General features: G+C 64.1%; 19 protein-coding genes. 9 read left to right on the top strand and 10 right to left on the bottom strand.

Features of this window, described 5'->3' with window-relative positions:
- The first annotated feature begins 122 nt into the window (after nucleotides 1-122).
- The 3 genes from IAI59_RS01900 to IAI59_RS01890 are packed head-to-tail and all read left to right on the top strand — an operon-like array spanning nucleotide 123 to nucleotide 2,859.
- Entirely contained in the window at nucleotides 123-1,130 is a 1,008-nt protein-coding gene (locus IAI59_RS01900) for a Bug family tripartite tricarboxylate transporter substrate binding protein (protein ID WP_207417824.1), read from the top strand.
- The gene (locus IAI59_RS01895) at nucleotides 1,127-2,161 is read left to right on the top strand and encodes a zinc-dependent alcohol dehydrogenase (RefSeq protein WP_237180772.1); all 1,035 of its coding nucleotides are present in this window, start codon (nucleotides 1,127-1,129) and stop codon (nucleotides 2,159-2,161) included. Before IAI59_RS01900 ends, IAI59_RS01895 begins: the two co-directional genes overlap by 4 nt.
- Nucleotides 2,158-2,859 carry a DUF4286 family protein gene (locus IAI59_RS01890; protein ID WP_207417823.1) on the top strand — a complete coding sequence of 234 codons (702 nt, stop codon included), beginning with the start codon at nucleotides 2,158-2,160 and terminating at the stop codon, nucleotides 2,857-2,859. The genes IAI59_RS01895 and IAI59_RS01890 overlap by 4 nt, the downstream gene beginning before the upstream one ends.
- 477 nt (nucleotides 2,860-3,336) lie before the next feature.
- Here IAI59_RS01890 and IAI59_RS01885 read toward each other — a convergent pair whose 3' ends face one another.
- A complete protein-coding gene (locus tag IAI59_RS01885) occupies nucleotides 3,337-4,083 on the bottom strand; it encodes an SDR family oxidoreductase (RefSeq protein WP_207417822.1) in 747 nt (248 codons plus the stop codon).
- 94 nt (nucleotides 4,084-4,177) lie between these two features.
- On the opposite strand from IAI59_RS01885, the gene IAI59_RS23300 reads away from it, so the two are divergent.
- Entirely contained in the window at nucleotides 4,178-5,095 is a 918-nt protein-coding gene (locus IAI59_RS23300) for a helix-turn-helix transcriptional regulator (RefSeq protein ID WP_207417821.1), read from the top strand.
- A gap of 95 nt (nucleotides 5,096-5,190) precedes the next feature.
- Here the strand turns inward: IAI59_RS23300 and IAI59_RS01875 are convergent, their stop codons facing one another.
- Nucleotides 5,191-6,084, bottom strand: a complete 894-nt coding sequence (locus tag IAI59_RS01875; RefSeq protein ID WP_207417820.1) for a LysR family transcriptional regulator — start codon at nucleotides 6,082-6,084, stop codon at nucleotides 5,191-5,193.
- A 106-nt stretch (nucleotides 6,085-6,190) separates the two neighbouring features.
- Here IAI59_RS01875 and IAI59_RS01870 point away from each other — a divergent pair, with 106 nt between their 5' ends.
- Both IAI59_RS01870 and IAI59_RS01865 read left to right on the top strand, forming a co-directional pair.
- Nucleotides 6,191-7,060: an SDR family oxidoreductase gene (locus IAI59_RS01870; protein ID WP_207417818.1), complete on the top strand. Its 870-nt coding sequence runs from the start codon at nucleotides 6,191-6,193 to the stop codon at nucleotides 7,058-7,060.
- 42 nt (nucleotides 7,061-7,102) lie between these two features.
- The gene (locus IAI59_RS01865; RefSeq protein ID WP_207417817.1) at nucleotides 7,103-7,576 is read left to right on the top strand and encodes an AtaL-like protein; all 474 of its coding nucleotides are present in this window, start codon (nucleotides 7,103-7,105) and stop codon (nucleotides 7,574-7,576) included.
- 205 nt (nucleotides 7,577-7,781) lie between these two features.
- Here the strand turns inward: IAI59_RS01865 and IAI59_RS01860 are convergent, their stop codons facing one another.
- Nucleotides 7,782-8,141, bottom strand: coding sequence for a hypothetical protein (locus tag IAI59_RS01860; RefSeq protein WP_207417816.1), 360 nt, complete (start codon nucleotides 8,139-8,141; stop codon nucleotides 7,782-7,784).
- 367 nt (nucleotides 8,142-8,508) lie between these two features.
- Here IAI59_RS01860 and IAI59_RS01855 point away from each other — a divergent pair, with 367 nt between their 5' ends.
- Together IAI59_RS01855 and IAI59_RS01850 are read left to right on the top strand one after the other, a co-directional pair.
- Entirely contained in the window at nucleotides 8,509-9,096 is a 588-nt protein-coding gene (locus IAI59_RS01855) for a hypothetical protein (protein ID WP_207417815.1), read from the top strand.
- A 262-nt stretch (nucleotides 9,097-9,358) separates the two neighbouring features.
- Nucleotides 9,359-9,679 carry a hypothetical protein gene (locus tag IAI59_RS01850; protein WP_207417813.1) on the top strand — a complete coding sequence of 107 codons (321 nt, stop codon included), beginning with the start codon at nucleotides 9,359-9,361 and terminating at the stop codon, nucleotides 9,677-9,679.
- Nucleotides 9,680-10,309: 630 nt separating this feature from the next.
- Here the strand turns inward: IAI59_RS01850 and IAI59_RS01845 are convergent.
- From IAI59_RS01845 to IAI59_RS01835, 3 genes are all read right to left on the bottom strand, one after another.
- Nucleotides 10,310-11,122: a hypothetical protein gene (locus IAI59_RS01845; protein WP_207417812.1), complete on the bottom strand. Its 813-nt coding sequence runs from the start codon at nucleotides 11,120-11,122 to the stop codon at nucleotides 10,310-10,312.
- 499 nt (nucleotides 11,123-11,621) lie between these two features.
- Nucleotides 11,622-12,533 carry an MBL fold metallo-hydrolase gene (locus tag IAI59_RS01840; RefSeq protein ID WP_207417811.1) on the bottom strand — a complete coding sequence of 304 codons (912 nt, stop codon included), beginning with the start codon at nucleotides 12,531-12,533 and terminating at the stop codon, nucleotides 11,622-11,624.
- 67 nt (nucleotides 12,534-12,600) lie between these two features.
- Nucleotides 12,601-12,876, bottom strand: a complete 276-nt coding sequence (locus IAI59_RS01835; protein WP_207417810.1) for a hypothetical protein — start codon at nucleotides 12,874-12,876, stop codon at nucleotides 12,601-12,603.
- A gap of 818 nt (nucleotides 12,877-13,694) precedes the next feature.
- On the opposite strand from IAI59_RS01835, the gene IAI59_RS01830 reads away from it, so the two are divergent.
- A complete protein-coding gene (locus IAI59_RS01830; protein ID WP_207417809.1) occupies nucleotides 13,695-14,615 on the top strand; it encodes a LysR substrate-binding domain-containing protein in 921 nt (306 codons plus the stop codon).
- A gap of 17 nt (nucleotides 14,616-14,632) precedes the next feature.
- Here IAI59_RS01830 and IAI59_RS01825 read toward each other — a convergent pair whose 3' ends face one another.
- The 4 genes from IAI59_RS01825 to IAI59_RS01810 form a co-directional block, all read right to left on the bottom strand.
- The gene (locus IAI59_RS01825; protein WP_207417808.1) at nucleotides 14,633-15,811 is read right to left on the bottom strand and encodes a trans-sulfuration enzyme family protein; all 1,179 of its coding nucleotides are present in this window, start codon (nucleotides 15,809-15,811) and stop codon (nucleotides 14,633-14,635) included.
- 43 nt (nucleotides 15,812-15,854) lie between these two features.
- The gene (locus IAI59_RS01820) at nucleotides 15,855-16,871 is read right to left on the bottom strand and encodes an amino acid ABC transporter substrate-binding protein (protein WP_207417807.1); all 1,017 of its coding nucleotides are present in this window, start codon (nucleotides 16,869-16,871) and stop codon (nucleotides 15,855-15,857) included.
- A gap of 213 nt (nucleotides 16,872-17,084) precedes the next feature.
- Nucleotides 17,085-17,477, bottom strand: coding sequence for an alpha/beta fold hydrolase (locus tag IAI59_RS01815; protein WP_207417805.1), 393 nt, complete (start codon nucleotides 17,475-17,477; stop codon nucleotides 17,085-17,087).
- 182 nt (nucleotides 17,478-17,659) lie between these two features.
- Entirely contained in the window at nucleotides 17,660-19,810 is a 2,151-nt protein-coding gene (locus tag IAI59_RS01810) for a carbohydrate-binding domain-containing protein (RefSeq protein ID WP_207417803.1), read from the bottom strand.
- Nucleotides 19,811-20,325 lie beyond the last annotated feature (515 nt).

The following is a 20,325-nucleotide window of genomic DNA, read 5'->3' as shown; positions in this document are numbered from 1 at the left end:
TATAGCCCGTTGCGGGAATGTCTGTTGCCGCAGGAGGGGGGCCGGGTCCTAACTTTCCGAATGGATCGTGGCCGCGGATCACGCGTAGCCGAGAGAATCCACAGAAGAGGAAGAAGCAGCCCGTGAACCCTGCCGTCAAAATGTATCATGCTGTCAGCCGACGTGACCTGCTGCGCGGGATGTCCGCCGCTGGAGGTTTGGCACTGCTGCCTAGTATCGCGCTTGCTCAGCCCAGCTGGCCCACCCGCTCCCCCACCATCATCGTACCCTTCGCCGCCGGTGGCGGTGTAGACGTGGCCACCCGCACCATCGCGGAGCGGGCTGGAGACGTTCTGGGCAAGCGCCTAGTGATTGAGAACCGTGGCGGCGGCAGCACCATCCCGGCGACGCAGGCCGTTACCCGGGCGCAACCCGACGGCTACACCATTCTGGCGGTGCCGACGACCACGGTGATCAATCCTGCCTTCCGCTCCGACGTCCCCTACGACTGGAGAACCGAGCTGGCGCCGGTCGGACTGATCGCACGGTTGCCCTTCGTGGTCGTCACGCGCCCGGCCTCCCCGGTGCAGACCATGGCTGAGCTGGCAGAGGCCACCCGCAAGTCCGGCACGCCGCTGACCTTCGGATCTGGCGGCACCGGCACGGTCGCGCATCTGGCAGGCGAATTGTTTGGTTTGCGCACTGGTATCGATACGCAGCACATCCCCTACCGTGGTGAGGCCCCGGCGCTGACCGACACCATCGGTGGCAGCCTCAACGTCATGTTTTGCACGCTGGCCTCAGCAGCCGGGCAGATCGCCAGTGGAACGTTGAAGGCCCTTGCCGTTACCACCGCGCAGCGCGTACCGACCTTACCAGATGTGCCCACCGTGGCTGAGCAAGGCTTCCCCGGTTATGATGTTTCCGCGTGGGTGGCCTTGGCAGTGCCCCGCGACACCCCCGCTCCGGTGACCGAGGCCCTGAATCGAGCTTTTAACACGACGGTAAAGGATCAGGCCGTGATCAACCGTCTCGGCACCTTGGGCGCCGTGCCTGCGGGTGGCAGCCCTGCAGCGCTAAGCCAGTTCATGGACAGCGAGGCACAGCTTTGGGCCAAGGTAATTACAGACGCCAAGGTGCGGATGGAATGACCATGCTGGCACTGCGCAAGACTTCTCCCGAGCCCGGCCTCGACTTCGCCGAAGTACCCGAACCCATACCGCAACCTGGCGAGGTGCTCGTGGAAGTCGAAGCCGCAGGCATCTGCGGCACCGACGTGCATATCGCGGATTGGACGGCGGGCTATGCTTCCATGACATCAGCCATGCCGGTGACGATCGGGCACGAGTTTGCAGGTCGCATCGTCGAGCTTGGGGAGGATGCCCGGGGCGTCGCCGTGGGACAGCGGGTGACGGTGCGTCCCTCCACCGTGTGCGGTCACTGTGCCGCCTGCACAGCAGGCGATCCGGACGGCTGCACCCACCGGCGCGGCATCGGGATCGGACGGGACGGCGCCTTCGCCGCACTGGTCCGAGTGCCTGCTGCGAACTGCGTGCCCGTGCCGGATGGGATGGCTGCCGAACTTGCGGCGATGACCGAGCCCTTGAGCGTCTCCATGCACGCGGTGGACCTAGCGGCGGTCAAGCCGGGCCAAAGGGTGCTTGTACTGGGCCCAGGCCCCATTGGTTTAGGCATCGCCCTCTTCGCGACGGCAGCGGGCGCTGAAGTCGTGCTCGCCGGGGTTCATGACGAGGCGCGCCTGACGACCGCCAGGGCAGTCTGTGATGGGACAGCGATCGACCTAGCAGGGGCCGACCTTCCAAATGCTTTGGCCGCAGCCGGGCAAGACAAGCCGTTCGATGCGGTGATTGAGGCCGCTGGCGCCACGGCAGCGATCGAGGGTGGCTTACGGCAGCTGCGTCGGGGCGGCACCCTGGTGGTCGCGGGTATCCACGCTCGCCCAGCGCCTATCGACCTGACGCAGCTGGTGCGAATGGAACAGTCAATCTACGGCGCCTATCGCGCGCCTGTTACCGACTGGTCCCGTGTGATCGCCTTCATGCAGCGGCATCAGGACCGCATACAGGCGATGATCACACATCGTCTGTCGCTGGCTGATGCAAAGGAAGGTTTTGTTCTCTTGCGAAGCCGAGCTGCCTCCAAGGTGATCTTGCGCGCATGACGCCCCCTGCATTTCTTGCACTCTGGAACGGCGTCGTGCCCGGTCGCGAAGCCGAGTACGAAACGTGGCACAGTCAGGAGCACGTGCCGGAACGGCTGGGAGCGCCGGGCTTCCGTGCCGCCTGCAGATATCGCGCCGAAGATGGCGGTGGCTATTTTACCATCTACGAGTTGGATAATCTCGAGGCGCTGGACACCGCTGACTACATGTCTCTCGTACGGGACCCGACGCCCTGGTCGACCGCAATGCGCAAGACGCTGACCGCCTTTCGTCGCCTACCCTGCGAAACCTTGGCAGCAGAACGTTTCGGCCGGGGCGGCGCAGTGGCAACATTGCGCATCCCTGAGGTCAAAGAAGAAGCGCTTCCCTTGCTTCGGCGTCCGCTGACTCAAGCATTGGCCGAAGGCAGTATCCTGGGCTTCATGCTGGGCCAGGCAGCGCAGGTCGGGCAGTCCTACGAGGCCTTCCCTGATGCCCAGCCACCCCAGCGCGAAACCTTGCTGTTCGTCGAGGCAACAGAGGTTGGTGGCCTGCAGGCATTAGTTCAGGAATGCCAAAAGGCACTTAATGGAGATGAGTTCCAAGCTGGGTTCTGGCGTCTTCTGCAATTTCTCGAACGCGCCGACCTGAGGGATCCAAATTCAAACCGCCAAGGCTCTCGCCAGGACCTTCACGTGCAGTGGAGCACTATCGGCTAGTCTAATGCCTCCTGACCCTGTTGCCGGTTCAGGACCGCAACTTGTTACGAGGTTACGGATGATTCGTAGCAGCCGATTGAGCAGGCGCGGACCAGCCTGATCATCGTCTCCCGGTCATGAGACACTGCCGGTGGCATGGCCGCATTCTCGGCGGCCATCACCTCACCCCGGCTGAACGGAAGACCAAAGGCCACATCAGCCATGTCACGCTGATGAAGCGGCAGATATGCTGTCGCGCCATGCTTAACCTGCTTGAAGCAAGGGTCATTAGCACTCTGTCTTGCGCTGCCATCAGAAGGCCCAGTCCAAACGCTGATTAACACCCTTGAAATCCTGGCCTCGCGGGCTTCGAAAAGACGCGCTGGCCCCTAAATGCGGCCTACGGTTGCGTCCGATTGACGAAGCATTTGTCGCTAGAGGGTAACCAGCGAATGCCGGAACGGGGATTGCCGCCCTTTGATATGGAAGTCGGCGCGGTCAGCCTGCCCCTGCCAAGGCGACCGCGTCAGCCCCGGCTGGAAGTCGCATTGGACACGATGGATCTGTAGCCGCACGCCACACTGCCTGTGCCACGTCCTGTGCGTGCGTGACCTCCTCGGTCGATGTTTGCCATCCCGCGAAGACCTGCTTTGCCAATCCGCTATAGCTTTCAGGGATGTCCATGCCCATGCGAGTGCGGGCATTGCTGCCAAACGAAGTCGCAGGGGAGCGGCCTGGCAGCACCAAGCAGGCCCGCATGCCAAATGGCTCCAGTTCCAGTGCAAGAGATTCAGTGAAGGCGTTCACTGCGGCCTTGCTGGCGGTATAGACAGAAAGCAGGTGCAGTGGCTTCAGAGTCACGCTCGACGTTACATTGACGACCACCCCGGACCGCCTTTCCCGAAATTGGGGTAGCACGGCCCGGGTCATGGCGATGGTGCCGAGCGTATTGGTCTCGAACACTTCCCGGACGCTGTCCATCGACACGCCTTCCAGCGCGTTGAGCAGGCCAACCCCGGCGTTGTTGACCAGGACCTCGATCGGCCCGGCCGCTTCCACGGCACGTGCGATGCTGCCCGCATCCGTGACATCGAGTTGCAAGATCCGCAGCCGTTCAGATTGCGGCAGGACGTCCTCGCGCGGCGTGCGCATCGTGGCGACGACGGTCCAGCCGCGGTCAAGGAACAGCCGTGCCGTCTCGAGGCCGAAGCCGGACGAGCAGCCGGTGATCAGGATGGAATTCATGCAAGCTCCTGTTGCGGGTCAACGGGAGGGTAGGCCCCGACGACTGGACCTTCTACATCTGGAAGTCCACATCGCATTCGCTTAAGTCCAGAATATGCCCGATCCGCTCGCCCAGGTCGTTGAACTGCTCAAGCCCACTGCATCGTTCTCCAAGCTCGTCACTGGTACGGGCCGGTGGATCGTGCACCGCTCGATCCATGGGCACCCGTTTTACCTTGTGGTGCTCGACGGCGTCTGTCGCCTGGCAGTTCATGGACAGGAATCGATCATCCTCGAGACAGGCGACTTCGTCCTCGTCCCTGCGGCCCACGACTTCGTCGTCTCGAGCCTTGAACCGCCCCTTCCTGGCACGGAGGCGCCGCCGGTCGAGGTCAGTCCCGGCGTGTTCCGCCTGGGTAGCCCGGACCAAGCGCCCGATGTGCGCGCCCTTGTCGGTCACTGCGCTTTCGGCTCGGAGGACGCGCACCTGCTGGTATCGCTCCTGCCGCGGCTCCTTCACGCCCGCGGACACAGGAGGCTCACGACGCTAGGAGAACTGCTGGATGACGAGACGCGTGGCAACCGGCCGGGCCGCGATGTGATCCTGTCGCGGCTGCTCGAGGTCCTGCTGATCGAGGCGCTGCGTACCACCACTGGAGCCGCCGCCCCGCCAGGCCTGCTGCGAGGTCTTGCCGACGAGCGCCTTGCCACAGCCCTGCGGCAGCTACACGATCAACCGACGCGGAACTGGACGGTGGCCGAGTTGGCCAGAGAGGCAGCCCTTTCGCGGTCGGCCTTCTTCGAACGGTTCCGACGCGAGGTGGGCGTGGCGCCCATGGAATACCTGTTGGGCTGGCGCATGGCGCTCGCGAAGAACCTATTGCGCCAGGGCGGAGCCGGTGTGGCGGAAACGGCCGAGCGGGTAGGCTACAGCTCGGCGAGCACGTTCAGCGTGGCCTTCTCCCGCCACGTCGGCGTTCCACCCGTTCACTACGCCAGAGCGCGCCAGGCAAGTGTGGGCACCCTGAACTAGCGGGTAGCCTCCCCCCCCCCCCCCCGGCTGGTCGGCCGCCAGGCCGCCTTCGTCATCGGTTCGACCGTGCGTGTCGGAGTGAGCGTGAAGCGTCCTCAGGCCTCGATGTAGGCCCCCAGCTCCTCCGGAGTCCCCTGAGGGAATGCTGCCTTCATGTGGTCGAGGAAGGCGGAGACACGCGCGCTCAGCAGCCGCCGTGAGGGGTAGAGCGTCCAGAGGGAGATGTCCGGACCTTCAACGTCGCCCCAGAGGACCAACCTCCCAGCTTTCAGGTCGTGGCCCACAAGCGACACCGGGAGGCGTGCGGCGCCGACGCCTGCCCGGACGGCGTCGCGAACCATGAGGAGTGACGAGAGGCGAAGCACGGGATCCACCACGATCCTCGACGTGCCGGTCGGTGTCCTGACGACCCATGCCCCGTCCGGCCCGCTCGAGCCGCGCAGGACCGCCGGTACAGGAGAGCCGTCGAACGGTCGGCCGAGGGCGGGAGGCGCTACGACGACTAGCCGGTCGTTCAGGAAGACCCGCCCGACGAGGCTCTCGTCCGGATCTGGATTGACCCGGATCACCAGATCGTATCCCTCCTCCACCATGTCGACCGCTCGGTCCTCCGTCGTGACGTCCAGCCGGACCTCTGGAAACTTCAGCGCGAACTCCGCCGCCAACCGCCCCATGGCGGTCTGGGAGAAAAGCAGGGGAGCACTGATCCGCAGGCGGCCTCGTGGCCTGTCCACCCCTGACGCCATCGCGACCGCCGCCTCGTCGAGCTCAGCGAGCAGCCTTCCTGTCCGTTCGTAGAGCGCCCGACCCTCCTGAGTCAGCCTGAGGACGCGGGCGCCGCGCTCGAACAGGCGCAGGCCGAGGCTGGCCTCCAATTCCGCGACACGGCGGCTCAGCGTCGCCTTGGGCCGACTGGCAGCCCGCGCTGCCCGGCCGAACCCCTCGTGACGGGCGACGAGATTGAAGTCGGCCAAGGCGAGCAGGTCCATGTGTTCCACCAGAGAGACAGACTGTCCAAATCTACCGCCTATTGGTTCGAAGCCGGAACTCTCAATCTCCGGGACGCCACCCATCATCGTCTAAGGAGCGAACCCCATGACCATTCTCGTCACCGGCGCCACCGGCAATGTCGGCCGTCAGGTCGTCCAACAGCTGACGAAGCGCGGCGCTGATGTGCGCGCCCTCGTCCGCGATCCCTCCAAGGCCAGCTTCCCCGAAGGCGTCGCCGTGGTCCAGGGCGACCTGCTCGACGTGGACCCGCTGCGCGCGGCCTTCTCCGGCGTCTCGACGCTCTTCCTGCTGAATGCCGTGGTGCCCGACGAGTTCACCCAGGCGCTGATCGCCCTGAACGTCGCCCGCGAGGCAGGCATCGAGCGGATCGTCTACCTCTCGGTGTTCGAGGGCGAGCGCTACGTCAACGTGCCGCACTTCGCGGGCAAGTTCGCGGTGGAGCGTATGATTGAGGCGATGGGGCTGCCTGCCACCATCCTCCGCCCGGCCTACTTCATCGACAACGACGCGGCGATCAAGGACGTCATCACCAGCTACGGCATCTACCCCATGCCGATCGGCTCCAAGGGCCTCGCCATGGTGGACGTGCGCGACATCGGCGAGGTCGCGGCGATCGAGCTGATCCGCCGCGAGCAGGCCGCCGCGCCGTTGCCACCCGACCGCATCAACCTGGTGGGCCCGGACACGCTAACAGGGGCCGACGTGGCCGCCATCTGGTCGGACGTCCTCGGCTGCCCGATCGCCTACCCCGGCGAGGATACAGCCGGTTTCGAAGCCAACCTGCGAGGCATCATGCCGAACTGGATGGCTTTCGACATGCGCCTGATGGCCGAGCGCTTCGCCACCATCGGCATGGTGCCCCAGGCGGGCGACGTGGAGCGCCTGACCGAGATGCTGGGCCGCCCGCTGCACTCCTACCGCGATTTCGCCGCCCGTATCGCCGCCGCAGCCTGAAGACCGGACGGCCTCCCATCTCGCAGCAGTAGGATCATTGTCATGATTTATTCGTCCGCCACCGTCGCGGTGAATCCGGAAGGCGAAATCTCACTGACCCGCGCCCAGGCCTGGGAGGGACTGGTCCTCAAGGCGCGTGATGCCCGCCTATTCCTGCCACCCGGTCTCTGCACCAGTTGCGAAGTCGTAGAGGAGAGTACGACGCATATCGTGCGCGAGGCCATGATCGGAGGCACCAACCTGCGCGAGATCATCGCCTTCGAGCACGAAAGCAAGGTCACTTTCTTCCAGGCGACCGGTCCGCGCGAGGGTGCCATCATCAACGAACTGTTCGAGGATGAAGACGGGGCGCTCCAACTCCGCTTCTACTGCTTCCTCGGCCTCCGCGGGAAGGAGCCGGACGGTCCCGAGGAGAGGACCGAGCAGGCACAGTTCGACAGTGACCAGGGCTATAAGGCTGCCTTGCTGTCGACGCTGAAGCGCACCCGTGAGCTAATGGTCGAAAACTGGATCTGATCGTCGCGAGCGGCCTATCAGATGTGCGAATCAGCACATCGCTCAACCCCCTATCAACGTCCAAGAATGACCTCAGCGCGGGGAGATTCAGCGACCGAAAAAAGCATTGAGCAATATTGAACGGCGTCGGATTTGAGCGTCGATAGGGGTCAACATTCGGAGCCGGTCCACACCCCTTTTGCTGCAGTATGAGGGACAGTTCGCGTCATCCTGTCCCGGTACGCTGGGGGCCGCTGCGGCGGGGCGGGATGGCGCGGGCAAGGTACCAGGCGAGGAGATTGCCGACCGCAAGGAGGAGCACGAAGAGGATAGGACCGATGAGATCCGTGGCCCGCTTAGGACCTTCCCATTGCAACAGGCGCAGGAGCGTGACAGCGGTCACCACGTTCTGAGAGGTAAGGAACAGCCAGCGCCACCGGAGCAGGAAGGCCGCCAGTGCCCCGGCCAGCATGACACCGGCCAGGATCTCGGCCCACGTCGGTTGGTAGAGGAACATCACGGTCAGGATGAAGCCGTCCAGGCCCACCAGCAGGATGGACGCGAACACAGTAACGGCCAGCATCATCGATCCACGCCTCACGTCGCACCGCCCCTTGCCGCCCCGACACCATGCCCCGGGCTATGGCTGTTGGACATGCTTTCCCCGGCACCAGCACGAACAGCATCAAGATCCTTCACGGCCCATCCGCTGCGCTGTTACGGTCCGAGCGATGCAGTATATGGCCGAACCTTCCCCGGATCCCGGCATGTTCGGATCGCGGTCGTTGCGGCACTGCTGGGCCGTTGGATTCTGGTGCCCGCGGGCTTCCACGGGTGGTTACGGCTCGCCGGGAGGCCTACCTGAAGGACATGACCACAATGGTCAAATATCGGCATTGGATGGACTATCAATGACGCGCACCCCATCCATACGGCGCCTGCGGAACCGTATGATGGCAGTGGCCGCCCACTTCGCCCGTAGCGACCAGCGGCACTGGGCCGAGGTGCTGAATGGGCTGGCGACGCGACTAGATACTGAGCCAGGTAGCGTCGCTCGCGCCGTGCTAGCCCTGTTCGAGGGGCCGGGTGCCTGGAACGTGACGCCGACCGATGGCGCCTGGGCGCTCGACAGCATCGTCCTGACCACTGATGGCGTGGCGAAGGACCGGCCTGGCGTGACTTGGGAGGAGGTGCTGGATTACCCGCGTCAGCGCCACCGCATGTATCAGGCCGCGATGGACCTATGGCTGAGGACGGGCGACCACAACTCGCTGCCGCGGGGCGAAGGAGAACCAGTGAAACTCGTCGACTACGGCTGGGGCTGCCAGATCTGGGCGCGAGGTGGCGCCTATTTCATGCGCTATGACCGTGGCGGGCATCAGGCCGCGTGGCGGGAGGACGCGATCTCGGAAGACGAGGCGCGATGGGGCATACTCGGGGGCAAGCACTTCACATTTCTCATTCTTGCCGTCACGAACCGCCTCCGCACTGCCGGGGTCGATGCCTGGACGGGTAGCCCAACACCCCTGCCGGAGCCGTAAACCGAACGGGGACATGACTGGACATGTTCAAGCGCCGTGGCTTTCCTGATCGCGCAACGGTGGAGTAGCCAGCATCGACGAGAAGACATGAGAGATCACCGGATCCCAGCGGTACCGCTCAACTAGGGCATAGGTCTCAGGTATGAACTGGCCGTCCCTACTCCATATCCTTCTTTGAGTTACGAGCATCGCCGTCACCCTCCTGCTGATCCTGTATCTATGGGTGTACGAGGTTTTCCAGCCAAGCACGCCATTCTCACGCTTGCAGCAACGTATCGAGATCGCGCGCCTCACCACGATCCTCGACCGACCGCGAGTGATCAATGGCTTTCCGCTCGCCGCCGGAACGGCAGTCGTATGGGAGGATGCATCCCACCGGCGCCCCCAGGCCGCGACCCTGCCTGCCCCCACGGAGGTCCTTGGTGTCTGCATGAACGGCTTCCTGCGCGTCGTGGAAGGCGGGTGGGTCGTTGGTCTGGCAGATGCACAGACTATCGACGATTGGACCTGCGCGAAGGGTGAGGTCGAACTGACCGCTGCGGGGCGGCTGCGGAACTGCGAACTGTCGGGCACGTCGACATAGCGGGGCTGGATCCTGCCACCGCGCACGAGTGTCCAGCCACGACAGGAACTGCGACAAGTGTGGCTGCAGTTCGACTTCGCGTCTCCGCTCGACAAGCCTCTGAAATCTCCGGTGGTAGGAGGGATGCCTTGGATCATCGCCTTCCACGAAGACGGCTCGCCGCTGGAAAGCACTTACGACCGTGCGGCCCCGTACCCTGTGGCGGGGCAAGAACTCTCAGGGGACGTTCGGTGGGAATACGATCCGGCTACCTACGGGATGGGACGCGATCGCCCGCCCGTGTCAGTCACCGGCTTCGTCTACGACGGCGGAGCACGGAGGCACCTCGTCCTGCCCTGACCAGGATCGGCGACGCCGAGGCAGGAAGGGAATCGGTGAGCCTGCTGCCCTAGGCCGTGATCGTCTAGGTGATCTCGGCGAGCGCCGTCGCCCAGCTGGTGCGGACTGCAGCCCCGTCGAGAGCTACCGTAGGACTGGCGCTCCGCAGTTCGAGGACTCCCCGGCCGTGGCTAAGCCGCCCGCACGGATCATCATGCGTGGAAAACATTGCACTCCGGCACACCGATCCGAAACGCGTTGGCTTTCTGAAGGAGACCAAGCCCTGATCGTCTCCGCCCTGGGCCGTGGCGGCTACTGCGCCGCAGCGCACATTTCTGCGGTTTGCGCCTTGATCTGAGCAAGTCGCCCCCGAAGCTGGTCGGGGTTGTTGCCGTAGAACTGCGGTAATGCGAAGGCACCACCCGGACGTGTCGCTGCGTCCGGAGCAAGCTTGCCCAGCTCAGTGCGGACACGGGTTGTCTGGTCTCGGATGCCACGAAGGTTCGCCTCGCCACAGGGGTACGGCATGGACCAGCGGTACCGGTTCCGGCTGTTGGCGGTGATGGCGCCCTGCCGGGCCGCCTCGTTCTCGGCACAGGCAGGAGTGATGTCACCTAGCACCGTTTCGACCTCCTCCACGCTCTGCTCGACGCCCCGCCTGCGTTCCTCGAAGTCGCGGACCATCTTGTCACGCGCTTCTTGCACACTGCGCTCCTGCTCGACGCGTGCTGCCGCCTGACGGGCATCCTCCGCTGTGCGCCATGCCTGTTCCAACTTCACCTGCACCGCAGTGATGCGCTCGCCAGCCTTGGAGGCTTCCAGATCGGCCAGGGTGATACCTAGGGGATTGCGGGCGGTGTCATTCAGTCGATCTTGCAGCCCCCGGCGACAGTCGGTGCGGAGGGCGCCCATCAGTTCGGCCGGGGCGTCCTTGTAGATCGCGTCATCCAGTCCCCCGATCAGGCGCACGCAATCCAGAGTGCGGCGGGTGATGCGCGGCTCCGCTGTTTCGGTTCTCGAGAGCTGCATCCGATCCGCGAACAGAGCAGCGAGCTGGTCGTCGGTCGCGTCGACCAACTTGTTGCCGCATCCCGCCAGACTCAGGAGGGAGAGCATCAGCAGCATGGCCCCACCCTTGGCTGTAAAGCGGGTGCCCGGCGTGATGCGTTCGTGCAAACCTTGTACTCCAAACCATGCCCGGCATCAGCCAGGTCCTTCCCGAGTGCCTTCATGACACCCCGTCGGTCATCTGCCTAATCCAGGACCTTAGAGAAGCTGTGGGCGGCGATCCATCAGTCAAAAGGCATCTATCTGTGAATCAGCGCATCGCTTAAACCCCCTATCGACGTCCAAGACTGACCCCAGCGCAGGGAAATTCAGCTACCTAGGAAAAAAGAGCATTAAGCGATATCGAACGGGGTCGGATTAGGACGTCGATAGGAGTCGACATTCGGAGCCGATCCACAGCAACTCATCTGTGCTAAGAAGTGCCGCTATCACAGTGGGCACTGCTCACCGTTCGCGCTGCTCTCCGCAATGCCGCTATCTCCGAGCTAAATGGACAGCACTCGTGCGCCGTTCAGCGCGGATCTCAGTGCGGTCCGGACAGAATGAAGCTTGCCACCTACAGTTTATCCTGAACGGTGTGGGTCGCCGCGCAGACGGTGCTACGGAATTGATTGAGGGGGATTTTCAGATAAGAGATACCGTTCGCTTCCGGCTCAGGCATACGCCCTCCTCTGAGGTTGATCTGAAGCGCGTCAAGCAGCAGAGCTGGAAACGCTAGCGTACGGTCACGCGCTTCGCGCATCTGAACGAAAGCTTCTTCTGTCACACCACCGCGGAGGTGGACGTTGTGGGTGACTTGCTCCGCGACCGTCGACTCCCAGCGCGGCTCACGACCACCAGGCTGGTAATCGTGGCCAGTGTAGACCCGTGTCTCCGGCGGCAATGTCAGGATGCGTTGGATGCTGTGATAAAGCGCATGAGTGTCGCCTCCGGGGAAGTCGGTCCTCGCGGTGCCACCATCGGGCATAAAGAGCGTGTCATGCACGAAAGCGGCGTCACAGACGACATAGGTGACGGAAGCTGCGGTATGCCCTGGAGAGAAGAAGACCTCTGCCTCGAGATGACCGATCTGGAAGCGGTCACCATCCTTGAATAGTCGGTCCCATTGAGACCCGTCGGCAGGTAGGTCGGGAAGGTGATAGATGCGTCTCCAGATATCCTGCACCCGTTTCACATGCTCGCCGATACCGGTCGGAGCACCGAACACGTCCTTCAGATAAGCGGCAGCTGAGAAGTGATCCGCGTGGGGGTGGGTATCCAGGATCCAATCCACGACCATTCCCTGCTCGCGCACGAAGGTCACCATCCGATCTGCAAAAGCCGTGTGGGTGCTGCGGTAAGCCCGGTCGAAGTCGAGGACGGGATCGATGATGGCACACCGCCCCGTCACCGGATCCGCGACGACATAGGCGATGCTGCTGGTATCCTGGTGATAAAAGCCTGTCACCGCCGGACGTTTGCTGGCCATCGCTCTCGCTTCCCCACTCATCGCGCTGCTGGCGACTTTGTACAGGCCAGGCCGCCGCCCTCCTATCTCATAGCCCTAGACGAAGTTGCTCCAATGGCTCGGCGTGGGCGTCCATCTCGCAATGGATGAGATCACCGAGGAGGGGATCGAGTTCAGCCAAAAGGCTGTCGATCACTCCGGCAACAGTGGCATGCGGCAGGGCTGGGCTGATGGCCTTCAGGTACCCGCGTGCCTCCCCTTTGGCCTCGCGAACCAGACAGCCGCTCCGAAGGGCCTGTGCCAGGACGGACCGCACCCGATGGGCGCTCACCGGATCAAGGATAGAGGTCGTTACGTCGGTCATGAATGGCCTCCAAACTGGGGATGCAGCAGGAGAACAAAAAGAGTACGATTCGGGTTGCTGCGTCTACCGTAAACTTGAGGGAAATGCCGTTCCAAAGATTTTTTTCCCATCCCCGGACAGCCCACGCGTCACGATCGGCGGACTTTTTGGTTCCCACCGGCGCTCAAGGCTGCTCTCGGCGTAGCCGAGTTTGAGCAGAAGATTCATAGCGTTGTTCAGGTCCAGGTTCAGTCAGAGTCAGCTCGATACGTGTTCGCTGCGATATCTCGAGCCGACCCGACTCTGGCACCCGGTCAACCGAGCTACTGCGCTATGGCCGGAAGGGCCTGTACCGAATGAATTACTTCTCCTGCGCGCGAATATTTTCTTGCTTACGCAGCGCATCGTTCCCGGCGGCAAAGGCCTGAGACCGTGCTCCTGACACCTCGCCGCTGGTGATGGACGCACCGCCTTTCTCACTTATGATCCATTGCCACTTGTTGGGTCCACGCGGGACGATCTTGACCTCCAACCTTGGCTTGCCGGATTTTGCCAATGTCAGCTCCTCTGGATGGTTGTGGGTCCGCAGTCGTCGCAGTTCAGCAGGTCAGCGGATCAGGTCACGGCGACCCCTCGTACCCGCCTTGGCTATTAAACGCCGCTATCAAGGTTACGCGGCCATGGCTCCGCTTAAAAGCCGGTGCTGGAGGACGGCGCCCGGTATTCCGAAGCTGTGTAGCAGAAGCTGCTTCAGCAGCTCCCTGTTGTCGGTCACCATCCGTTCCGGGACTGTTCGACTGGTATGAGGTATGCTCTGCGACTGAGGCAGAGGGACATCCGTGAACCATCGCCAGCTTGAGATCTTCCATGCCGTCATGATCAGCGGCTCGGCCTCCCGGGCTGCCGAACTACTTCAGGTCACCCAACCCGCAGTCAGCCGTGCCATCGCAGACCTGGAGGGGGCGATCGGATTTTCCCTGTTCGACCGCGTGCGAGGCCGCCTCGTCCCCACCCCGGAGGGCCAGCTGCTTTTTTCCGATGTTCGGTCCAGCTTCATCGGGCTCGATCGCCTTCGCGCCTCGGCGGCCCGCATTCGCGACTTCGGATCCGGGACGCTGCGTGTCGCCAGCCTCGCCGCCTATGGTAACACCGTGCTGCCCCGCGCCATCCGACTGTTCCGCGACCGGCATCCGGAGATCGCGATCACCTTCCAGATCGCCCTGTCGGCCCAGGTGCGGGAGCTGGTCGTCAACGGCGGCTTCAGCATCGGACTCGCCGCGGACGAGGTGGACCTCTCAGGCGTGGACCACCGGGTCTTCTCCACCGGCCGTGCCTGCTGCGTGATGCCACCCGGGCACCCCCTTGCGGCCAAGCCCGTCATCCGCCCAGCCGACCTAGACGGCGTCGCCTTTATAGCCCTGTCCGCCGAGGATCGGGCCCGGGCACGCCTCAATGCGGTGCTGGACGCAGCGGGGGCCCGTCCGAACGTGGTGGTGGAAACGCCTTTCGCCGCCACGGTCTGCGCCCTGGCCCTGGAGGGGATCGGTGTGGGGCTGTCGCAGGCCGTGGCGGCTGAGGGCTTCGTCGAGCGTGGTCTGGTGCTGCGGCCGTTCGAGCCGGAGGTCTACTTCAAGACCTTCCTGCTGTTCCGCCCCGATACGCAGAAGTCGAGGCTAGTGAAGGACTTCATCGCCGCCCTGCTTGCGGCACGCGACCGGGGAGCGCCGAAGGCGGCCCTGTCGCGCAGGCCGCGTCATTAGGCGCCCCGTGAGGTATTTCAGGCCGTGGCCGCCAAATGCTGTAGGGCCAGGAGCAGCTTCTCCAGATCGGCCCAGAGGTCGTCCTCCTGCTCCAGCCCGATGCTGATCCGCAGCACCGCGCCCTCGTGCGTCCAGGGGTTGGCGGTACGGTCACCCTTGACCGACATGGGCGCGATTAGGCTGCGTGTGCCGCCCCAGGAGGCGCCGATGGCGAAGACATCCATCGCCGTCAGCGCCGGGTTCAGCGCCGCCTCGGCCCCCGGCTTCAGCACGATGCTGAAGACGCCGCCCGAGCCGCCGATATCACGCGCCCAGAACTCATGCCCCGGGCAGGACGGCAGGCAGGGGTGCAGCACCCGGTCCACCAGCGGGTGGCCGTCCAGGCGGCGCGCGAAGCCCTCCGAGACCCGGCCGACATGCGCGAGGCGGAGGCCCATGGTCTCGATGCCACGCAGCGCCAGCGAGACCTCGTCCGGCGAAACGCCGACGCCGAGGCTGCGCAGCACCTCCTTCATGCGCTGGCGCAGGGCGATGTCCCTGACCGTGATGGAGCCCAGCAACAGATCGGAATGGCCGCCCACATACTTGGTCAGCGCCTCGGCCGCGAAGTCGCAGCCATGGTCCAGCGGCTTGAACAGCAGCGGCGTGCACCAGGTGTTGTCGCAGCCGACCAGCACGTCCTTCGCCTTGGCGGCCCGCACGATGGCCGGGATGTCCTGCACCTCCATGGTGCCGGAGCCAGGGGATTCCACCCAAATCAGCTTAGTGCGATCCGTGATCAGGTTGGCAATCCCGGCGCCGACCAGCGGGTCGTAGATCGTGTAGTCGATGCCGCGCGGCGCCAGGTAGTCGCGGCAGACGTTGCGGACCGGGCCATAAGCACTGTCGGGTACCAGCACATGGTCGCCGGGCAGCAGGAAGGTCAAGAAGACCAGCGTCACCGCCATCTGGCCGGACGGCACCAGCACGGTGCGGACACCGTTGTGCAGCGCCGTCAGCTGCGCTTCCAGCGTTCGCGTGGTCGGGGTGCCGTGTAGGCCGTAGGTGTAGCCATCGAAGCCACGCTGGCTCCGAGCCGCAAAGCTCTCACCATCTGGATAGGTGATCGTGGACGCGCGGTAGGTCGGCACTGCCAGGCTGCGAAAGCCTTCCTGGGCGACTTCGGGGTGCTGAACGCAGTGGGTCAGGTCGTGCATGGGTGCTCTCGGTCCGGTGGGGTGGCGCGGTGGTGGAGGGGCGTCAGCGGATGGGCGGGGCATATTGCAGCCCGCCCTGGGTCCAGAGCTGGTTCGCACCGCGCGGGACACCCAGCGGCGTGATGGTGCGGTCCCAGACTTCGGCATAGTTGCCGACCTGGCGAATGACATCGAAGGCCCAGCGGTTGTCGAGACCCATGGACTTGCCAAGGTCGCCATCCACGCCCAGCAAGCGGCGGACGTCGGGATTGGTGCTGCCGAGGGCGTTCTCGACCGTGGCGGAAGTCAGCTCCATCTCCTCTGCCGCAAGCATGGCGAAGTGTGTCCAGCGGACGATGTCGAACCATTTGTCGTCGCCCTTGCGAACCAGCGGACCCAGGGGCTCCTTGCTGATCACCTCGGGCAACAAGGTGTACTTGTCGGCGGCCGCGCCCTCGCCGTAGCGGAAGGAGGCCAGGGCGGAGGCGTCCGTCGAGTAGCTGTCGCAGCGCCCGTTGCGGAAGGCCGCCCGCAGCTCGTTGACGTTGTCGATCAGCACCGATGTCAGATGCATACCGGTCCGGCGGAAGTAGTCGGCTACCGCCAGCTCGGTCGTCGTGCCAGGCATGATGCAGATGGTGGCCCCGTCCAGTTCCTTGGCCGAGCGGACGCCAGACGAGCTATGCACCATGAAGGCGGTGCCGTCGTAGAAGGTGATGCCTGCAAAAAGCAGGCCGAGGCTCGTCTCGCGCCCCAGGGACCAGGTCGCCGTCCGCACCAGCAGGTCGATCTCGCCGGACTGCAGGGCGGTGAAGCGGTTGGTGGAGGTCAGGGTGACAAACCGGACCTTTCTGGCATCACCCAGGGCCGCGGCGGCGACGGCGCGGCAGAAGTCCGCCTCGCTGCCCTGCATCTCGCCGCGACTATTCGCGAAGGCGAAGCCCGGGTTGGTGCCGGACACGCCGCAAGCGACCGAGCCTCGGGCGCGGATGGCATCCAGGGTCGGCGATCCAGACCCCTGAGCCCAGGCACTGGCGGATAACAATGTGGCGGCGAGACACGACAGCATGGTCCTGAGCATGGGCGGCTCCTGAGGCGGATGCGACCTGCAGACCATGTCGCAGAACGTCTCATCTCCGGAACTGACCAGAGGCATGGATTCCATGTCTAAATGTTATGGACTGGTGCTGTGCGTCATGCGGCGGTCCAGGATCTCCGCCCAGGATGGTGAGCGTCCGGTACTCGACTGCGCTTTAAAGTCCGTGGGCGGTCGGAGTCCCGCTGCCGGAGGACCTCACCGCTCTCGGTCCAGCCGGTCGAGGAACCCGCAAATGAGGTCCGTGATCCTGTCCGGTAGGTCCAGGCTCGGCAGATGGGACGCCTCCGCCAGCGCATGGCCCTCGGCGTTCGGCAGGGTCGCCACGATGTGGCGGCAGCGGCCCTGGATGTGCGGGAAGTCGAGCGCTCCCCAAAGAACCAGAGTCGGCACGGCGATCTCGCCCAGGCGGCCGTAGGCAGGCGCGACATCGCGGTTCAGCCCGGTGGGCGGAGAACGGAGCGCGATGGCATGCATGTCCAGGAACAGCCGCCGGGCCTCGCCCGCCACGCGGCCCTCGACGGCCAGCGCGCCATCCAGCCACAGCCGCGCCTTGACCGCATTCACCGCGTCGAGGTCCCCGGCTGTCAATCGGCGCTAACGAGCTCCCGCAGCACCCCCATCACGGCGTTCCGCTGGTTAGGCGGCACGCCTTCATGCCTCGCGCGAAATGCTCATGCGAGCCGCCCGCGGAGGAGACGCGCACGGGTCACCATATGCGCCTCCCTGCCTTCACCCTCGCCGATATTCCCGGCCAGCCCAATCTTTCTCTTCTATCTCATAAACACGGCATCGAACCATGCCTGTGCGGTGCGCGCATGCGCCTCCTCCGTCAGGTGCACGCCGTCCGTCAGGTCTGCCGTGGTGTAGCTCACGGGCACGTAAGTAGCGTCGATGCCTTCCGAGTGCGCCTCGGCCACGACACCGGGGAGCTGCGCATTAATCGCGTCGCGGATCTCGTTGGCGTCGGCGCGGAACGGCAGCAAGGCGGCGTCAATTGGCGGCAGGGATGCCAGGAAGATGTCCACGTCCGGCGCGATGGAGGCAATGCCCCGCATGATCGAAAGAAGCTCGCCCGGCACGGTCTGTGCCGCATCGCCTTCCCGCATCGCGTCGTTCGTGCCGAGCATGAGAAGCACGACGTCCGGAAGTGTCTCCCTCGCGAGATCCCCCGCAAAGGTAGCAACCTCGGTCGCGGTGATGCCAGAAACGCCGAAGTGGTCACGATCCGGCAGCGCGGCCGATCCATTGGAACGCGAGCCGACGAAGTCGATCGAGAAACCATTCAGGGTCGCCAGGTCCCAAAGCGGCTTGCGATAGCTCTCCCACACCGCTTCGTTCTTGCTGTTGTCGTACCCATGCGTGTTGGAGTCACCCAGCGGCAGGATGCGCAGCGCTGCGGGGCCCGTCTCGTCGTAAAACGAGAAGCTGGCCGCCCCAGGGCGGAAGAGGTCGGCACTCGCGCCAGTGATCTCCTGGCCGCCGTAGCTCGCACCGACGAGGTAGAGATTACGATCGGTGTCGGCCGAGCCGCCATAGGCGTCATACAGGAATTCGATCTGGACGTTGTGAAGCCCGGTACCCCAGTCTCCCCGCACGGTCAGCGTATCCACCTCGCCTGATGCGCGCAGCGCGGAGGCCGAAAGAATTCCGCCAATCTGCACCCCGTCCACCCGGACAATGTACTGTGCGTCGCCGAGGTAGGCTTCCTGGTTGAGAAGAAGGGTCAGGCTCTCAGAGCCAGAGCCAATCGTCAGGTTGTTCGGGAGGCTCGTCTCGTTGGTAAAGGAGAAACTGGCTGTACCAGGACGAAGCAGATCGGCGCTTGCGCCGGTGATCTCCTTGCCACCGTAGCTCGCGCCGAGGAGGTAGAGATTGCGGTCGGTGTCGGCCGAGCCACCGTAGGCGTCATAGAGGAACTCCACCTGGACCGTATGGCTCCCGCTTCCCCAGTTCCCGAGCACGGTGAGCGTGTCCGCTTCGCCAGATGCACGCAGCGCCGACGCCGACAGAACGCCACCAATCTGCACCCTATCCACCCGGACGATATACTGGGCGTCGCCGAGATAGGCTTCCTGATTGAGCCGCAAGGTCACGCTCTCAGAACCAGACCCGATTGTCAGATTGCTCGGGGGGCTGGTCGGGTCGGGAGCGGGGGGGATCGGCTCGTTGAAAAACGAGAAGCTGGCTGCCCCGGGGCGAAAGAGGTCGGCACTCGCGCCGGTGATCTCCTTGCCGCCGTAGCTGGCGCCGACGAGGTAGAGGTTGCGATCGGTGTCGGCAGAACCGCCGTAGGCGTCATACAGGAACTCGATCTGGACGGTATGGTTCCCGCTGCCCCAGTTCCCGAGCACGGTCAGCGTGTCCACCTCGCCGGACGCACGCAACGCGGAAGCCGAAAGGATCCCGCCAATCTGCACCCCGTCCACCCGGACGATGTACTGGGCATCGCCAAGGTAAGCTTCCTGGTTGAGCAGGAGGATCAGGCTTTCGGAGCCAGAGCCGATCGTCAGATTGTTCAGGGAACTGGCCGGATCGGGAGTGGGGGAGACCGTCTCGTTGAAGAACGAGAAGCTGGCTGCCCCGGGGCGAAAGAGCTCGGCACTCGCGCCAGTGATCTCCTTGCCGCCGTAGCTCGCACCAACGAGGTAGAGGTTACGATCGGTGTCGGCCGAGCCGCCATAGGCGTCATACAGGAACTCCACCTGGACTGTATGGCTGCCGCTGCCCCAGTTCCCGAGCACGGTGAGCGTGTCCACCTCGCCGGTCGCGCGCAGCGCGGAGGCCGAGAGGACCCCGCCGATCTGCACCCCGTCCACCCGGACGATGTACTGGGCGTCACCGAGGTAGGCTTCCTGATTGAGCAAAAGGGTCAGGCTCTCAGAGCCAGAGCCGATCGTCAGGCGGTTCGGGGAAACGGACATAGGTTAGCCTTCCCGCCGAGATGTAAAACGAAGCGACGAATGTCGAGATTGCTTCGAAGGAAGCAGAAGTGGTCCGCCGTCCTGTCTCACGATGAGCGCGGCAACCATGACGCTGATAGTAACCAAACTGGCGCAGGTCTCGCCCGATAGTCCAATCTCGATCATTGGCATAACCACGTCGCCTCCTGCACAGCGAGCAGTGAACCCACCCGACAATTAAGCCCGTGCAATGTTTCAGCAACATATATGCCAGGAAAATTATCGAGATTTACGAGTGCGTTGGCAGGAGTTTCGCAGTCCAGATTGTGGGACTGTAAACCAAGCCGACAGCAAATTATGTTGCCGACATGGCCTCCTACAGAACCAGGGAGGGAATCTGTCAGGCGTACGTGGTCACGCTTGCCTTGAAGAATTGACACCGAGGGCGAGACAGACCGGCTCAGGATCATCCATGTCCCAGGCTGCGGCGCCTTCTGGCATGGCACGGTGTAGCCAGATTCAAATACAACAATCCG

This window comes from Roseomonas haemaphysalidis, from assembly GCF_017355405.1.
GTDB classification, from domain to species: domain Bacteria; phylum Pseudomonadota; class Alphaproteobacteria; order Acetobacterales; family Acetobacteraceae; genus Pseudoroseomonas; species Pseudoroseomonas haemaphysalidis.
Note: the sequence above shows the minus strand (reverse complement) of the source record. Positions and strands in the feature narration are given on the sequence as shown.

Coding starts and splice junctions, on each gene's coding strand:
- IAI59_RS01895 (WP_237180772.1), top strand. CDS start 1,127: ATGACCATGCTGGCACTGCGCAAGACTTCTCCCGAGCCCGGCCTCGAC.
- IAI59_RS01890 (WP_207417823.1), top strand. CDS start 2,158: ATGACGCCCCCTGCATTTCTTGCACTCTGGAACGGCGTCGTGCCCGGT.
- IAI59_RS01885 (WP_207417822.1), bottom strand. CDS start 4,083: ATGAATTCCATCCTGATCACCGGCTGCTCGTCCGGCTTCGGCCTCGAG.
- IAI59_RS23300 (WP_207417821.1), top strand. CDS start 4,178: ATGCCCGATCCGCTCGCCCAGGTCGTTGAACTGCTCAAGCCCACTGCA.
- IAI59_RS01875 (WP_207417820.1), bottom strand. CDS start 6,084: ATGGACCTGCTCGCCTTGGCCGACTTCAATCTCGTCGCCCGTCACGAG.
- IAI59_RS01870 (WP_207417818.1), top strand. CDS start 6,191: ATGACCATTCTCGTCACCGGCGCCACCGGCAATGTCGGCCGTCAGGTC.
- IAI59_RS01865 (WP_207417817.1), top strand. CDS start 7,103: ATGATTTATTCGTCCGCCACCGTCGCGGTGAATCCGGAAGGCGAAATC.
- IAI59_RS01860 (WP_207417816.1), bottom strand. CDS start 8,141: ATGATGCTGGCCGTTACTGTGTTCGCGTCCATCCTGCTGGTGGGCCTG.
- IAI59_RS01855 (WP_207417815.1), top strand. CDS start 8,509: ATGGCAGTGGCCGCCCACTTCGCCCGTAGCGACCAGCGGCACTGGGCC.
- IAI59_RS01845 (WP_207417812.1), bottom strand. CDS start 11,122: ATGCTGCTGATGCTCTCCCTCCTGAGTCTGGCGGGATGCGGCAACAAG.
- IAI59_RS01840 (WP_207417811.1), bottom strand. CDS start 12,533: ATGGCCAGCAAACGTCCGGCGGTGACAGGCTTTTATCACCAGGATACC.
- IAI59_RS01835 (WP_207417810.1), bottom strand. CDS start 12,876: ATGACCGACGTAACGACCTCTATCCTTGATCCGGTGAGCGCCCATCGG.
- IAI59_RS01825 (WP_207417808.1), bottom strand. CDS start 15,811: ATGCACGACCTGACCCACTGCGTTCAGCACCCCGAAGTCGCCCAGGAA.
- IAI59_RS01820 (WP_207417807.1), bottom strand. CDS start 16,871: ATGCTCAGGACCATGCTGTCGTGTCTCGCCGCCACATTGTTATCCGCC.
- IAI59_RS01810 (WP_207417803.1), bottom strand. CDS start 19,810: ATGTCCGTTTCCCCGAACCGCCTGACGATCGGCTCTGGCTCTGAGAGC.